The following is a 14,317-nucleotide window of genomic DNA, read 5'->3' as shown; positions in this document are numbered from 1 at the left end:
ATGAAAAAATGGACAGCTTGGCTACTCGTATTGACAATGGTCATGATGGCGGCTTGTTCGACGGAACAACCAGGAACAAGTTCGGAACAAGAACCAAAAGATGGGGACTTTAAGATCGGACTCTCCATCTCTACATTGAACAACCCGTTCTTCGTCGCCTTGAAAGATGGAGCTGAAGAAGAGGCGAAGCAACTCGATGCGACACTCACTGTGGCGGACGCACAAAACGATGCGGCGAAACAAGTGAGTGACGTCGAAGATATGATTCAAAAAGGCATGGATTTGATTTTGATTAACCCGACAGATTCTGAAGCAGTCGGAGCCGCTGTTCAAAGCGCGAACGATGCCGGTATCCCTGTCATCACGGTTGACCGGAACGCAGAATCGGGAGAAGTCGTCGCCCACGTCGCGTCAGACAACGTCGCCGGCGGGAAGCTCGCTGGTGAATACATGGTTGAACTTGTCGGGGAAGGCGGGAAAGTTGTTGAATTAGAAGGTATTCCAGGAGCATCGGCAACACGCGATCGCGGTCAAGGCTTCAACGAGGCAATCGATGGAAAACTCGACGTCGTGGCCAAGCAATCGGCAAACTTTGACCGGGCCCAAGGCTTAACGGTCATGGAAAACATTCTCCAAGACAATAAAGATATCGTCGCGGTGTTCGCGCACAATGACGAAATGGCGCTCGGTGCAGTCCAAGCATTGAGCAGCGCCGGATTGAGCGACGTCAAAGTCATCGGTTTCGATGCGACGGATGACGCGGTCAAAGCTGTCGAAGACGGAACGATGGCCGCAACGGTGGCACAAAAACCGACAGAGATCGGAAAACTCGGTGTCGAAGCAGCCGTCAACTACTTGAAAGGTGAGACCGTGGAAGAAAATATTCCGGTCGACCTCGAGTTGATCAAATAATGAGAACAGCCGGCGTATCTTAGATGCGCCGGCTGTTTTTTATGCGTGCTCGATTGGACGGAGCGCTTGAACGACTTCGTCTCTGATCGTGACACCGCTCGCTTCGAGTTCGGCGATTTTGTCAGCGAACTGAGGCAGGTGAGCTTTATGGGCGATGAGTAGTTCATCAAGCACCCGTTTCGCGGTCTCGCCGCTCGGGATGAGCGGATTGATGATAAACGCTTGAAGAGCAAGTCCGTAATTCCCAGTCACAGCTGCTTCTTCGACGCACAGCTCCATGTTTTTCATGACTTGGAGCCACCCTTTTTCGGCTGGTGCGAGTGAGCCGAACGCGATCGGTTTCGCGCCGTTAGCACCGATATAGGCGGACACTTCGACGACGTCGTCCGGAGCAAGGTCAGGGACGGCCCCGTTGTTTTTCGTCGAGACGACGATGTGCGTGTTTTTATTCGCATAGATCGAGGCGATCGTCTCGCACGCCGCGTCCGAATAATGGGCGCCGCCCCGCTTCGACAGTTGCTCCGGCTTATGGTCGAGGTGCGGATCTTTATACAGTTCGAACAGCTCGGCTTCCGTCTGTTTCACTTGTTCGGCCCGTGTCCCGACAGCCGGATCTCGGTACTCTCCGAGCATATGGGCGAGCATCTCTTCGGCGCGATAATAGTAGCGATGGTAGCCGCACGGGATCATATTCATCTGATGCAACTGTTCTTTAAAGAACGGCATATCGTGAATATTGGCCGGAATCCCGGCATCCGCATCATACATCTTGTCGATAATGTCGCGCGTCACATCACGACCGGTCACGTCATGCACGCGGTGCCAGTGGAAGTGATTCAATCCGGCGAAAGAGTAAATCAAGTCTCCCGGTTTCTTGCCGATCAGTTCCGGTTCGGCCATCATCGCATTGACCGGGACGTTGCAAAGTCCGATGACTTTGTCCCAGTTCCCGTATCGGATGATGGCGTCTGTCACCATGCCGCTCGGATTCGTGAAGTTGATGAGCCAGGCGTTTGGACAGAGCTGTTTCATATCTTCGACGATGTCGAGAATGACAGGAATCGTCCGGAACGCCTTCAAGATGCCGCCGGCCCCATTCGTCTCTTGCCCGACCATGCCGTAGGAGAGCGGAATCCGTTCGTCTTTGATCCGAGCGTCGAGCAAGCCGACACGGAACTGCGTCGTCACGAAGTCGGCGTCTTGTAACGCTTCCCGGCGGTCGAGCGTCAAATGCACTTGGACGTCATATGGCGACGCGTCCCACATCCGCTGTGCCATCCGCCCGACAATGTCGAGTTTCTCTTTGCCGGCCTCGATATCGACGAGCCAAATCTCGCGAATCGGCAACTCCTCGTAACGCTTGATGAACCCTTCCATCAATTCTGGCGTGTAGCTGCTGCCGCCACCGATCGTGACGAGTTTGATTCCGGTTGTCATTTCAATCTCCTCCTCATATAGTTCACAAAAAATTGAGCGGTGTGTAAATGGAATTGACTGCTTGGTGTATTTCCTCATGTCCATTTCAGTATAGAATATAGAGAAATGAACACAATAGATTTACAGACAACTCCGAAAGCGTTTACAAAACAAAACAAAAAAAGAATTATTTTTGTGAATTTCATTCACGAGAGGAGACCAGATATGTTGTTGACCGAAAAGCTGAAACAAGATTTGTTCTCACCGTCGGAACGAGGCGTCATCGATTATTTATTTGAACAGCGGGAACACATCTCCAGCCAAACGATGAAACAGATTGCTGAGGCGACGTACACGCACCCATCGATACTAAGTCGAATCGCCGAAAAGCTCGAGTTCTCGGGTTGGGTCGATTTGAAGACTGTTTTTTTAGAGGAGATCGACTATTTGAACCGTCACTTCTCGACGATTGACGCCAACTATCCGTTTGTAGCCGAAGACGGATTGATGACGGTAGCGAATAAGGTGGCGGCGCTGAAGCAGATGACGATTGAAGACACGTTGTCGCTTCTCGACCATGAGGCGTTCGAGCAAGCCGTGACGATGTTACATGAGGCCCGGCATATTAAAGTCTTTTCAATCATTCATAACTTGCTGCTCTGCCACGACTTCAAGTCCAAAATGAATCGCATTGGCAAGCAAGTCACACTATGTGAGGTGGACGCCGAGTTCGAGGCAGCGAACTCAGATGAAGGGACGTGCGCGCTCCTGATCTCGTATACAGGGGAGAGTGATTATACGGTCGGCCTCATTCCTTATTTGAAGAGCCGCCGGGTGCCGGTGCTCGCCTTGACGAGCCTCGGCGAGAATGCGATTTCAAATCAGGCAGATTGCACGCTCCGTTTGACGACGCGCGAGCGGCTCTACTCCAAAATCGGAAGCTTCACTTCGAACGACTCGATTCACTGTCTGCTCGACCTCTTATACGCCGGCATATTCTCGAAAGACTACGATGAAAATTTGGCGTACAAAATTCAAATATCCAAGCGGTTCGACCACCGCAAGAGCTCGAGCGAGGTCATGCAAGAAGACTAAAGGCACCCCTTCACGCGAAGAGGTGCCTGTCGATCAGTCGAGCGAACGTAGGAGCGCGCGCACCGGACTACCATCGCCTTCCACAATCGGTAGCGGGACGGCGTTCAATTCGTAATCCCCGGGCGCGATCGCATCGAGGACGAGCCCTTCGAGGATGTGGACGCCGTTCCGCGCGAGCGCGTGGTGGGCGTCCATGTCTTTACTGTCGATGGCGTCGACCGATGGCAGGTCGAGACCGATCAAATAAATACCGAGCTGTCCCAACCGCTCGGCGAGGGATGGCGTCAGTTCCGGGATCTGGCTTGGAAATTCAGCTTTGTTCGGCCATCCGTCCGTCTTCAGGATGAGGCGCTCGACACCGGTCAAGTCGAATCCGTCCAAATCACTTGCTTCAATCTTTTGTCGCCCGGGCAAATGAATGACCCGGACCGGTCCGATGTAGAGCCCGGGGTCGAGGTCGATCACCCGCTTGCCGGCATCGTCGAAATGGAACGGGGCGTCAATATGTGTGCCTGTATGTAGACTCATCGTCACTTTGCCGACGTTGACGGAGCCGCTGTCCGCCATCGGCCAAGCGATCTCGTAGTTGAACGGGGTATCGCCCGGCCATGTCGTGATCGAGTCTTCGAGCGGCTGTGATACGTCAATCCATGGTGTCATCGTCATGTCTCCTCACAATTTTGTCCGGACGGTCCATAGTTCAGGGAAGAAACGGTGGTCGAGGACGCGGCGTAAGTAGTTCACGCCGGACGATCCACCCGTGCCCATTTTTTGACCGATGATCCGTTCGACCGTGCTCATATGGTTGAAGCGCCACATCTGTTGTTGGTTGCCGATGTCGAGCAACTTCTCTCCAAGTTCGTACAAGTCCCAATACGTGTTGACGTCCCGGTACACGGCGGCCCAAGCGTTCTCGACGCTCTCGTTCCACTCCCAGTCTTGCGTCACGTCCCGGTTGAGCACGTCCGCGTCGATATGCAGTCCGCGGCGGTGCATCTCATGGACGGTCACGTCATAGATGCTCGGTGCGTTCAGTGACGCCTCGAGGAGCGGATACAGTGCCTCGTCATGGGCATAGACACTGAGCGTCCGTGCGTTTTTAAAGCCGAGCGCGAATTCAATCTGGCGGTTCTGGTACGATTGGAAACCAGATGACGAGCCGAGCTCGTCACGGAACTCTAAGTATTCGGCCGGCGTGAGCGTCGCGAGGACGCTCCATGATTGGATGAGCTGTTGTTGGATTTTCGAGACGCGGGCGAGCATTTTGAACGAGCGTTCGAGCTCACCCGTTTCGATGGCTGTCACGGCCGCCGTCAACTCATGCAAGATCAACTTCATCCACAGCTCACTCGTCTGGTGGATGATGATGAACAGCATCTCGTCGTGGTGGTCCGACAGGCGATGTTGACTCGATAAGATCGGGTCGAGCTGTAAATAGTCGCCATACGACATGGCTTTTGAAAAGTCAGTTTGAATCGATTGCTCGACTTTATGTTCGATACGTTCACTCATCGTTAATCTCCTTAAGCCACGACTTCACGGACGTTCTCGAACGCCTCGTATTCTTTGTTGTCCATTATTTTTTTCAAGATCATGATGACGTCGTACACGTCGGTGAACGTGTTGTAGAGCGCGACCGGTGCGAGGCGGATGATGTTCGGCGCTCGGAAATCAGGAATGACGCGATGTTGTTTGAGCGCTTTACAGATACGAGCCGCTTCCGGATGCTCGAGGCTCAAGTGGGCACCGCGTCGTTTTTCATCGCGCGGGCTGCCGATGACGAAGCCGTGCGGTTCGAGCAGTTCATCGATCAATTCGGTCATATACGTCGTTAAAGCGAGCGACTTCTCACGAATCGCTTTCATGCCGACCTCGTTGAACATCTCGAGCGCGCCGAGTTGCGGCGCGAGGCTCATGACGTGTGGTGTCCCGATTTGGAACGCACCGGCATGCTCAGCCGGTGTCATCGTATGGTCCATGTCGAACTGCTTATCTTTTCTTGATCCGAACCAGCCGGCAAGACCTGGTGTCGTCCCGAAATGACGCTCGTGGACGAACAGCCCACCGACACTTCCCGGTCCGCCGTTCAAATGCTTATAGTTGCACCAGTAGGCGAAGTCGACGCCCCAAGCGTGAAACGCGTGCGGGATGGCACCGACCGAGTGGCATGCATCAAAGCCGATCAAAATATCGCGTTCGTGTGCGGCTTTGGCGAGTCGGGCCATGTCGAGAATTTGACCGCTCCGGTATAACACCGTCGGCAAGACGATGAGCGCGATGTCGTCAGTCATAGCGGCGATGATGTCATCCTCATTTAAATAACGGCCGTCACGGCTCGGCACTTGCACGAGATGCTCGGCCGGATCGAGATCGCGTAGCAGGAGTTGGCTTTGAAGTGCGTAAATGTCCGACGGGAACGTCAGCGCATCGGCGAGAATCTTCGTCCGCTTGCCGACCGGCTTAAAGAACGTCGCGGCGAGCTGGTGCAAGTTGACAGTCGTCGATCCGGTGACCATGACTTCGTCGGCACTCGCACCGATGAGCGGCGCGTTGAGTGCGGCCAGCTCTTCTGACAGGTTGAACCACGGATGGCGCCCCGACATCCAGCCGTCGATCCCGAGTTCTTTCCAATCACTGAGCGATTCGAGCAGCGTCTTCTCGGCTCGTTTCGATAACAGGCCGAGCGAATTCCCGTCCATGTAGATCCCGTCTTGCGGCAAGTAAAACTCTCCCCGGTAGCGTGCGAGTGAATCGCTTGCGTCTCGCGTCTCCGCATAACCGCGTGTGAAATCTTGAACCATACCATTTCCCCCTTTGACTATCGTGCCATGCTGACAAAAGCGTAGCAATCGGACGCATACGTGTCAACACGGACCGACGCATCGAGACAGCAATAGAGCCGCCATGAAATCGGCGGCTCAGACAAGCTCATTTGATTTTTTTGATGTTCTCTTGACGCAACAAGCTGAACAGCGTGTACACCATCAAGATTAGAATGATCGTGAACGGTAGCGCCGAGATCAAGGAAGCGGTCTGTAGCCCCTCGAGCCCGCTCGCGATGAGCAGGACAGCGGCGATGCCACCGAGCAAGATGCCCCAGACGATGCGGACGGAAAGCGGCGGGTTCAATCTTCCGTTCGTTGTCATGCTGCTGATGATATACGTCGCCGAGTCGGCCGACGTGATCAAGAACGTGAGAATCAATAAAATCGACAAGACAGACAGGATGAAACTGAACGGCAGTTCGGCAAACGTGACGAACAAGGCGCTCGTGACGTCGGCATCAACTGCCTGGGCGATCGATGTCCCTTCAAACAAGTCGAGATGAAGGGCGGTTCCTCCGAACACAGCGATCCACATGAGCGCGATGAACGGTGGTACGATGAGAACACCGACGATGAATTCGCGAATCGTACGGCCGCGTGAGACACGAGCGACGAACGCGCCGACGAATGGCGACCAGGCGATGGCCCATGCCCAGTAGAAGATCGTCCAGTCCCGTACCCATGTCCCTTGTTGATACGGTTGGAGACGGAGGCTATAGCGGATAAAGTTTTGCAAATAGTCGCCAAGCCCGAGCGTGAACGTCTCTAAGATGAAGATGGTCGGACCGGCGAAGAAGACGAACACCATCAACACGAGTGCCGTTCCGAGGTTGATGTTACTGAGCCATTTGATCCCGCGATCGAGCCCGGTCGTCGTCGACGTCAAGAACAAGACGGTCAATACGATGATGATGAGGACTTGGACGAGTGCCGTGTTCGGCAACCCGAAGACGCTATTCAGTCCGCCATTGATTTGCAGGACGCCGAGCCCGAGCGACGTCGCGACACCCATGACCGTCGCGATGACGGCAAAAATGTCGATTGTTTGGTTGAGCGGTTGTTTGTAAGGCCGTTCTTTGATGAGCGGGGATAAACTTGTCGAGATTCGTCCATCTGTGTTCCGGCGAAACTGGAAGTAGGCGATGATCAATCCGACGATGGCGAAGACGGACCATTGACTGACACCCCAGTGAAAGAACGAATAGGCCATGGCGAGTCGGGCTCCCTCGACTGTCAGTTCAGTCGTATCCGCATAGGGGGGCGTGATGAAGTGACTCATCGGTTCAGCGACGCCCCAAAAGACGAGCCCGACCCCGAACCCGGCCGAAAATAACATTCCGATCCAAGTGAAGAACGGGTATTGCGGGCGATCGCTGTCTGTCCCGAGACGAATCTTTCCGTACTTACTGAAAGCGAGGAAGATTAAGAAGAGGACGAAAAAGAAGACGGCGAGTAAGTAAAACCAACCGAACGACTGGGTCGTGAAGTTGAAGATACTGCCGGCGATGTCAGCAAATAATGTCGGGCGAATCGCGCCGAATAAGACGAGCAGGGCAATGATGCTCGTAGAGATGTAAAACACACGATTCAAACGCGGTTTTTCAGGTGAGATGTTCATAAAAAACTCCTTTCCGAACGGACAAATATTATTTGGAACTAATAATAAATTCCCTAATTTTGAAATCAGGAAACCGGAGTTTTCATTAACTGTGCAATCTGACAGTTGAGACTGAGCAAATCAGGGAATTAGAATGAAGATGAGCATGCTGAAAGGAGAGAATCAAATGAAATTGATTGCCATCGACTTAGACGGGACGTTATTGTCGCGCACCGGTGTCATCACGGAAGCGAACCAACAAGCAATCCGGCGACGCCAGGAGCGCGGTGATTTGGTCGCCATCTCGTCAGGACGCTCAATCCATGATATCGAGGAAATTTTGAAGCGGAGCGAGTTGACATGTCCGATCCTTTCCGGGAACGGGGCGATCGCATTTTATGAAAATGAACGCATTTACTATCACGCCCTTCCAAAACAAGTCGTTCAGGAGTTGTGGGACGTGGCGCATGAGCACGATACGTACGTCGAGTTTTATACGAACGCCGGTGTCAAAGTGTTGTTCACGGGTACCGACTTGTTAAAAGGCGAATTAGATGAGGTGTTACCGCACGACCAGTCGTTCACCCGAGAGTGGGGCGAGCGGGAGATCGAGATTCAAAATGAACAGTTCGGCCTGACGTACGTCGATACGATTGACGAGATTGATTTTGAAGCCGATGAAGTGTACAAAGTGTTCATCTATTCGTTCGATCGTCGTAAGTTGCATAAGCTACGGAAGCTGTACGAGCCGAGGACTGATATTTTGATCACGACGGCTGGATGGACGAAGATTGAAATGGGACATCCGAAGGCGAGTAAAGGCATGGCGCTGAAGCAGCTCGCCGAGCATCATCAGATCCCGCAAGCAGAGATCGTTGCGATCGGGGACAACTTGAATGACATCTCGATGTTCGAAGTGGCGGAGACGAGAATTGCGATGGGTAACGCGGTCGATCCGTTAAAAGACATCAGTACCCATATTACGAAAGACGTCGAGGCGGATGGAGTCGCGTATGCGCTGGATCGTTATGTATGAGCTGAAATTTTGAAGAAATGGTGAACTAGGGTTCGTCGCTGGGCAGAACGGCTATTGTATTAATGTAGTCCTCATTCAACGTGTTGAGCTGAAAGGGGGCAACGAATGAAACAAAGATTCAGTCGTTGTTTGGCCGAGGCCGGCTCGGTGAAACGAGAGACAGCATGTCAGAAAAATCGACCTGTGTGACCGTCCTTCATATCCGATCTGTCGTCCACCTTGCGTATGTTAAAACGGCAAGGGGCAGACAAACATGATGCTTTGGGGAAGCAGACGTCAACGGATATCGATTTTTCTGGAAACAGAGGTGAGCAGGACGAGGTTCGTGACAGATTTCATTTTTCACAGTCGAAGTGTCGGTAACATGCCAATCCGGAACCGTTTTTTGCTTCTGTGCCAGGCTATATCGACCTCTAGACGAACGTACGCTCAGAAATCATTGCGTGAATCGCGTCGATTTTCTAGCACGTATTTGACCAATCCGATGGGACGGTCGATCGAGATGTTTCTCGATCGGGTGAAAGTCCGCTTTTTTAGAAAATGCTCACCGTTAAGCGCCACACGTGTGGCGCTTTTTCTTAGGTGATGGGCGAAGGGGTGAATTTATGCCGAAATTGTACTGGCTCGGCACGTTCGTGAGCGGACTGCTGCTCATGTCAATCGGAGAGGCGAGCGCGGTGCCGCGCGTCGTCCCGTATTTTTTGATGGCGGTCGGTGTGACCGGCTTTTTAGTCCAATCCTGGTTCGAACAAAAACGACGCCGTTGACACGGCGTCGTTCGTCGTTAAATCGATTCAAGCAACTGATGGGGTAGCATATCGATGTCAGCTTGGAGCGCCTCGGCTTGTCGTTGCAGCGTCATCAGTTCCTCGACGTCGTTCGTGTCGTTCATTTGAGCGAGTAGACGCTGATGATCATCTTCGAGCTGGTTCAATCGTGCCTCGTCGGCCGCGGTATCGACGGGCCGTTGCGGTTTGGCTATTTTGGCTTTCGGTTGCGAGACGGGTTCAGCGATGTGAGGTTCAACCCGTTTTTCAAGCGCGTAGGCGACATTTCCCGGGAAACGGGTCATCGTCCCATCGAGCCAATACGTGATTGGGAACAGTTTGTTCAAGAAGTACCGGTCATGGGAAACGACGACGGTCGGCCCGATGAAGGGTCGACCGTCTTTTTAAAATCCGTGTTCATCCAATTTGTCCTGGTCGCGCTTCATCTCGAGTTCGAGCCGCTGGATTGCCAGCTTTTCTTGCTCGACTTTGAGACGAAGCTCCTCGATGCGGACTTTGCGCGTCTTGATGATCGTGTCCGCAACGATGGCGTTGACGGCGATGATCATGATGTAAAACAAGAAATTCATGCGAATTCTCATCCTCTCAGCGTCTGCCGAACAAGTCTGTGACCAGTTGTTGGGTGAGCAACGCCTCGCGTCCGTCCGTCAAAATCGGAGTGTCGTCGGTCAGCGCCGTGATGAAGTGGTCGATTGCTCCTTGGAAGCCGCGCTGCGTGAGCAACGTATCCCACGAACCAAACGTCTCGGTCGAATGCGTGCCGTGCTCGAAGCGATTGAGCGTCACCATTTCATCGACCGTCAAACGAAGTCCGTCCTTGATGGCGACGAGTCCTTCGTGATTGACGCCCGCCTTGCGATGCATCGACGTCGTATGCAGGCCGTTTTCATCTTGCCAGACGTGACGTGCGAAATGGAGTCCGTTCGATGCGGTCGTCTCGATCTGTCCCGTCACGAGCCGTAAGTCGCTTCCGGCAAAATAGCGGAGCGTATCGACGACGTGCAAGTAATCGTCGAGTAACGTGAACCGGTAATCGTGTCCGCGCAAGCCGTCTCCCCGGTGCTTGACGAAGTCGAGTGAGTGGAACGGGGCCGCTGCCTTCACTTGAGTATACATCGGGGCGAAGCGACGGTTAAAGCCGACCATCAGCTTGCGGTTCGTACGCTCTGCCGTTTCGACGAGCCGTTCCGCCTGTTCGACGGTTGCGGCGAGCGGCTTGTCGACGTACACGTCGACGCCTTGTGCGAGTAAGTAGGAAACGACCTCGTAATGCGTCTCGGTCGAACTATGGACGAACGCCGCATCGACAGACGAGGCGAGCGTATCGAGTCCCATGAACGATTCCATCCGATGAGCCCGACAGATTTCATCCCGTTTAGTCTGTGTCGGAGAGTAGGCGCCGACAAGTTCGAACGACGTGCTGTTCGTCAAGATGGGCAAGTACGCTTTTTGGGCGATGCCGCCGAGGCCGACGACACCGATTTTCGGTTTTCTCATATGTACCACTCCTTTCTCTCATCATAACGAAAAAAGAACCGGATGACACCTACGCTTCACGCGTAAAGTCATCCGATTCTATGTCAGAGACTGGCACTTAACACGATGTCGCCCTCAGGTGTTTGATTGCCCCGTTCAGGCTCTTTCGTGACGGCGACCGTGTCCCAATCTGTCGCTAACTCGGTCGAGTCGAGCGTATAGATGACGGTACCGTTGCCTTTATCGTCTGTGACGAACGCACCGGTCGGAATCGGAGATCCGTCCTTGAGCAACCAGACTTGATACACTTCGTTCGCCTCGAGCGGTGCGAGGCCGTTCGTCTGGACGATGAGTTGGCGATCGCCGTCTTGTTCGGCCAAGTAGGCGACCCCTTCTGATTCGCCTTCGAGTGGTACGGTATCGGTCAAGGTGATCGCGGTCGGCTCGTCTTGAGTCATTAACAGATAGCCGTTACCGACGAGTGAGAGGACGAGTGCGGCCGCGAGTGCGAGCGCTCCCCACGATGACTTCTGCTTCTTACGGGTTTTCGTGAACGGTGTGACGGGAGCCGGTTCGGCTTTAACGAGCTTCGGTTCAGTTGCGTCTTCGGCGAAGACGTTGTCGAGGATGCGAGCCTTCATGCCGCTCGGTGGTTCGGTCGGTTCAGAGAGGAACGCGACGCCTCCGACAAGTGCCTCGAGTTGTTCGAGTTCTTCTTGGCAAGTTTGACATGTTGCCAAATGTGCCTCGAAGCGAATCCGTTCGTCTTCCGTTAAATGTTGGTTGAAATAGTCGATCAATTGGTCACAGGCGTTCATCGTTCCACCTCCTTATCTATATCGTCATGGGATAGATGTTTTCGTAACTGTTTCAGCGCTAATCGAATCCTTCCTTTTACGGTACCGAGCGGGATGTCGCACGCGTCGGCAATCTTCTGCTGGCTGAGACCTTGGAAATACATGAGCCGGACGACTTTTTGTTGCTCGACCGGCAACTCGGCCATCGCCGTCTCGATTTGAGTCCGTTCTTCTTGCCACTCGACCTCGGTCTCGACAGAAGGGGACGGGGAAGGAATCGCTTCAGCATATGATTCATCGAGCTGTAAATCGGGTTTGCGTTTTCGAATCAAGTCGATCGTGACGTGTCGGCTCATCGTGAACAGCCACGATTTGAACTTGCCTTTCGACTCGTCGTACACACCGCCGCCGCGCCACAGCTTGATGAAGACTTCTTGCATCGCTTCTTCGGCGAGGTCGCGGTCTTTCGTCAGTTGCATGACGAACGCGTACAAGATTCGTTCGTAGCGGTCATATAGTGTTTCGAGCGCTTGCTTGTCTTTTTTCCTGACGCGCTCATACAATTCAATATCAGTCATGGCGTTCTCCTTTACTCATGAAGGGAGTCCCTTGTATTTATCTAACGGATAGAATCATCAAATGGATGCCTATTTGATTATGACTATTTTGTGAATGATCGTATGTATCCATCGTGTTCAACGTGAACACGTGGAAGTTGCATCCCCGATTTGACGGAAGAGTCGTAAATTCAAGTAGGTGAGCAATTGATGTGTCGCGTAGCTGAACAGCGCCGCCGTGACGAGTGTCATGACAAGCGCGGGCCCGTTTGACAGCGACTGATGCCAGAACGGATACGTCCGCACACCGGACAAAAAGGCGAAGACGAGGGCGAAACCAATCAGGATTCCGCTATACTGACAGTAGTACCGACTTAATCGATTTTTCATGTCGCTCATTCCTTTCGTCCTTTTACTATACGAGATGGGGTATGACGACACAAGGAGGATGACCATGAAACGATTTACGAACGAGGGGCGGACGCTCGTCTGTTTTGATTTCGACGAGACGTATTTCCCGCATGCGTGTACATCTGAACAGCTCGAGCAATTGCGGCGGCTCGAAGATTTTCTCGAGCAGCACTCCCATCGGTTGTCGACGATGTGGGTGACGGGGAGCTCGCTTGAGACGATTGCTGAGAAGGTGAGGCGGGCCGACATGCGCTACTTTCCACATCGGATCGCCTCGAGCCTCGGGACAGAGCTATACCATATTACAACTGCAGGAGAACTCGAGCTAGACTCGAACTTCCAGTCACTGTTCCCGTCTGATTTCTCTCGCCGTGTCGAACAGGTCGTCAACACGTTGGCTCACCATGCGCTCACGATTGAGCCGCAGACGAACATGGGGACGAACGCGTGGATGCACAACTATTATTACTTCGGTGAAGATGAAGTCGAGCTAGAGCGTATCCAAACGGCCGCTCGTGATTTTGGGATCGCCGTCAACGTCAGTCGTTGCAATCCGCTCGCCGGAGATCCCGTCGGGGCGTATGATATCGACTTCATCCCACGCGGAGCCGGGAAGACCGCCGCGGTCGATTACGTCTGTACCCGCTGTGCATTTCAAGTGGGCGAAGCGTATGCGTTCGGTGACAGTGGGAACGACTTGGCAATGTTGAAGCACGTCGGTAACGGATACGTCCTCGGCAACGGGACGAAGCAAGCCAAGTCTGAGCACGATCGTGTGACCGCGGGAAGTTATGCGGAAGGAATACTAGAGGTGTTGACGCGATTTGTGCAGGAGACACGGTCGCACTAGTCCACTTCATGCACTTTAAGCGAAACGGAGTGCCGATTGTTGCGCGCTCGCGAGCAAATGGGACCGAACCGTTCTCGTGGACAAATCAAACGAGACGTGACTGTGCCAAAGTTCGGTGAACACGGTCACGAGGGCGGCTTCCGCCAAGTCAGGGCGTGTCGTCAAACGCAGTGTAACGGCGTATAAGATTCGTTCGTAACGGTCGTATAGGAGTTCTAAAGCGAGGGCGTCTTTTTGTTGGATGCGTTCGTACAATTCGTGGTCGGTAATAAATGACATTGTAAACTCCTTTAGAGGGTCCAGTTCTCTCATGTTTTGGTCGCGGTGGTCAATCGGCTAAATAAGTAATGGTTATATTTCACTAATCACCGTGCCGTAAACGGTTACTTTGACCGCGGAGCACATTCAAAAACACCCGAAGAACCGTTTATGAACTGCTCCCCGTCAAGTAGACAGGGCAAATAATGAAAACCAGCCTAGGCGGCTTGAGACCTGTATTCGACAGGGCTCAAGCCGTTTAGTCGTTTCTGGAAACGATCGTGGTTGTAGAACGATAT

At 53.2% G+C, this 14,317-nt stretch carries 18 protein-coding genes; 5 read left to right on the top strand and 13 right to left on the bottom strand.

Annotated features, from left to right (window positions below; genetic code table 11):
• Positions 1-912, top strand: a complete 912-nt coding sequence (gene rbsB, locus EVJ32_RS06320; RefSeq protein WP_070329453.1) for a ribose ABC transporter substrate-binding protein RbsB — start codon at positions 1-3, stop codon at positions 910-912.
• Between the two features lie 39 nt (positions 913-951).
• On the opposite strand, the gene EVJ32_RS06315 is transcribed toward rbsB, so the two are convergent.
• Positions 952-2,349 carry a 6-phospho-beta-glucosidase gene (locus tag EVJ32_RS06315; protein WP_131457565.1) on the bottom strand — a complete coding sequence of 466 codons (1,398 nt, stop codon included), beginning with the start codon at positions 2,347-2,349 and terminating at the stop codon, positions 952-954.
• Positions 2,350-2,553: 204 nt separating this feature from the next.
• On the opposite strand from EVJ32_RS06315, the gene EVJ32_RS06310 reads away from it, so the two are divergent.
• Positions 2,554-3,423 carry a MurR/RpiR family transcriptional regulator gene (locus EVJ32_RS06310; RefSeq protein ID WP_131457564.1) on the top strand — a complete coding sequence of 290 codons (870 nt, stop codon included), beginning with the start codon at positions 2,554-2,556 and terminating at the stop codon, positions 3,421-3,423.
• 33 nt (positions 3,424-3,456) lie between these two features.
• Here the strand turns inward: EVJ32_RS06310 and kynB are convergent, their stop codons facing one another.
• The 4 genes from kynB to EVJ32_RS06290 form a co-directional block, all read right to left on the bottom strand.
• Entirely contained in the window at positions 3,457-4,083 is a 627-nt protein-coding gene (gene kynB / locus EVJ32_RS06305; RefSeq protein ID WP_131457563.1) for an arylformamidase, read from the bottom strand.
• 12 nt (positions 4,084-4,095) lie between these two features.
• Positions 4,096-4,935, bottom strand: a complete 840-nt coding sequence (gene kynA / locus EVJ32_RS06300; RefSeq protein WP_131457562.1) for a tryptophan 2,3-dioxygenase — start codon at positions 4,933-4,935, stop codon at positions 4,096-4,098.
• 11 nt (positions 4,936-4,946) lie between these two features.
• On the bottom strand, positions 4,947-6,224 hold the full coding sequence (gene kynU, locus EVJ32_RS06295) for a kynureninase (RefSeq protein WP_131457561.1): 1,278 nt from the start codon (positions 6,222-6,224) through the stop codon (positions 4,947-4,949).
• Between the two features lie 127 nt (positions 6,225-6,351).
• A complete protein-coding gene (locus EVJ32_RS06290; RefSeq protein ID WP_131457560.1) occupies positions 6,352-7,866 on the bottom strand; it encodes a BCCT family transporter in 1,515 nt (504 codons plus the stop codon).
• Between the two features lie 166 nt (positions 7,867-8,032).
• Here EVJ32_RS06290 and EVJ32_RS06285 point away from each other — a divergent pair, with 166 nt between their 5' ends.
• On the top strand, positions 8,033-8,881 hold the full coding sequence (locus EVJ32_RS06285; protein WP_131457559.1) for an HAD family hydrolase: 849 nt from the start codon (positions 8,033-8,035) through the stop codon (positions 8,879-8,881).
• A gap of 605 nt (positions 8,882-9,486) precedes the next feature.
• Positions 9,487-9,648, top strand: coding sequence for a hypothetical protein (locus EVJ32_RS16280; RefSeq protein ID WP_167615757.1), 162 nt, complete (start codon positions 9,487-9,489; stop codon positions 9,646-9,648).
• Between the two features lie 17 nt (positions 9,649-9,665).
• Here the strand turns inward: EVJ32_RS16280 and EVJ32_RS06280 are convergent, their stop codons facing one another.
• The 6 genes from EVJ32_RS06280 to EVJ32_RS06255 form a co-directional block, all read right to left on the bottom strand.
• A complete protein-coding gene (locus EVJ32_RS06280) occupies positions 9,666-9,995 on the bottom strand; it encodes a DUF4349 domain-containing protein (protein ID WP_131457558.1) in 330 nt (109 codons plus the stop codon).
• A 57-nt stretch (positions 9,996-10,052) separates the two neighbouring features.
• Positions 10,053-10,238, bottom strand: a complete 186-nt coding sequence (locus EVJ32_RS06275; RefSeq protein WP_131457556.1) for a hypothetical protein — start codon at positions 10,236-10,238, stop codon at positions 10,053-10,055.
• 16 nt (positions 10,239-10,254) lie between these two features.
• Entirely contained in the window at positions 10,255-11,166 is a 912-nt protein-coding gene (locus EVJ32_RS06270) for a Gfo/Idh/MocA family protein (protein WP_131457554.1), read from the bottom strand.
• A gap of 83 nt (positions 11,167-11,249) precedes the next feature.
• Positions 11,250-11,963: an anti-sigma factor gene (locus EVJ32_RS06265; protein ID WP_131457552.1), complete on the bottom strand. Its 714-nt coding sequence runs from the start codon at positions 11,961-11,963 to the stop codon at positions 11,250-11,252.
• Positions 11,960-12,520, bottom strand: a complete 561-nt coding sequence (locus tag EVJ32_RS06260; protein ID WP_131457549.1) for an RNA polymerase sigma factor — start codon at positions 12,518-12,520, stop codon at positions 11,960-11,962. Before EVJ32_RS06260 ends, EVJ32_RS06265 begins: the two co-directional genes overlap by 4 nt.
• Positions 12,521-12,637: 117 nt before the next feature.
• Positions 12,638-12,889, bottom strand: coding sequence for a hypothetical protein (locus EVJ32_RS06255; RefSeq protein ID WP_070329166.1), 252 nt, complete (start codon positions 12,887-12,889; stop codon positions 12,638-12,640).
• A 64-nt stretch (positions 12,890-12,953) separates the two neighbouring features.
• Here EVJ32_RS06255 and EVJ32_RS06250 point away from each other — a divergent pair, with 64 nt between their 5' ends.
• Entirely contained in the window at positions 12,954-13,760 is an 807-nt protein-coding gene (locus EVJ32_RS06250) for an HAD-IIB family hydrolase (RefSeq protein WP_161568784.1), read from the top strand.
• A gap of 15 nt (positions 13,761-13,775) precedes the next feature.
• Here EVJ32_RS06250 and EVJ32_RS06245 read toward each other — a convergent pair whose 3' ends face one another.
• Together EVJ32_RS06245 and EVJ32_RS16485 are read right to left on the bottom strand one after the other, a co-directional pair.
• A complete protein-coding gene (locus EVJ32_RS06245) occupies positions 13,776-14,039 on the bottom strand; it encodes a hypothetical protein (protein ID WP_131457545.1) in 264 nt (87 codons plus the stop codon).
• A gap of 197 nt (positions 14,040-14,236) precedes the next feature.
• A partial coding sequence (locus tag EVJ32_RS16485) for an IS3 family transposase (RefSeq protein ID WP_131436690.1) occupies positions 14,237-14,317 on the bottom strand: 81 nt, incomplete at its 5' end.

Origin of the sequence: Exiguobacterium sp. SH5S4 (assembly GCF_004337045.1) — a bacterium.
Classification (GTDB): Bacteria; Bacillota; Bacilli; order Exiguobacteriales; family Exiguobacteriaceae; genus Exiguobacterium; species Exiguobacterium aurantiacum_A.
Note: the sequence above shows the minus strand (reverse complement) of the source record. Positions and strands in the feature narration are given on the sequence as shown.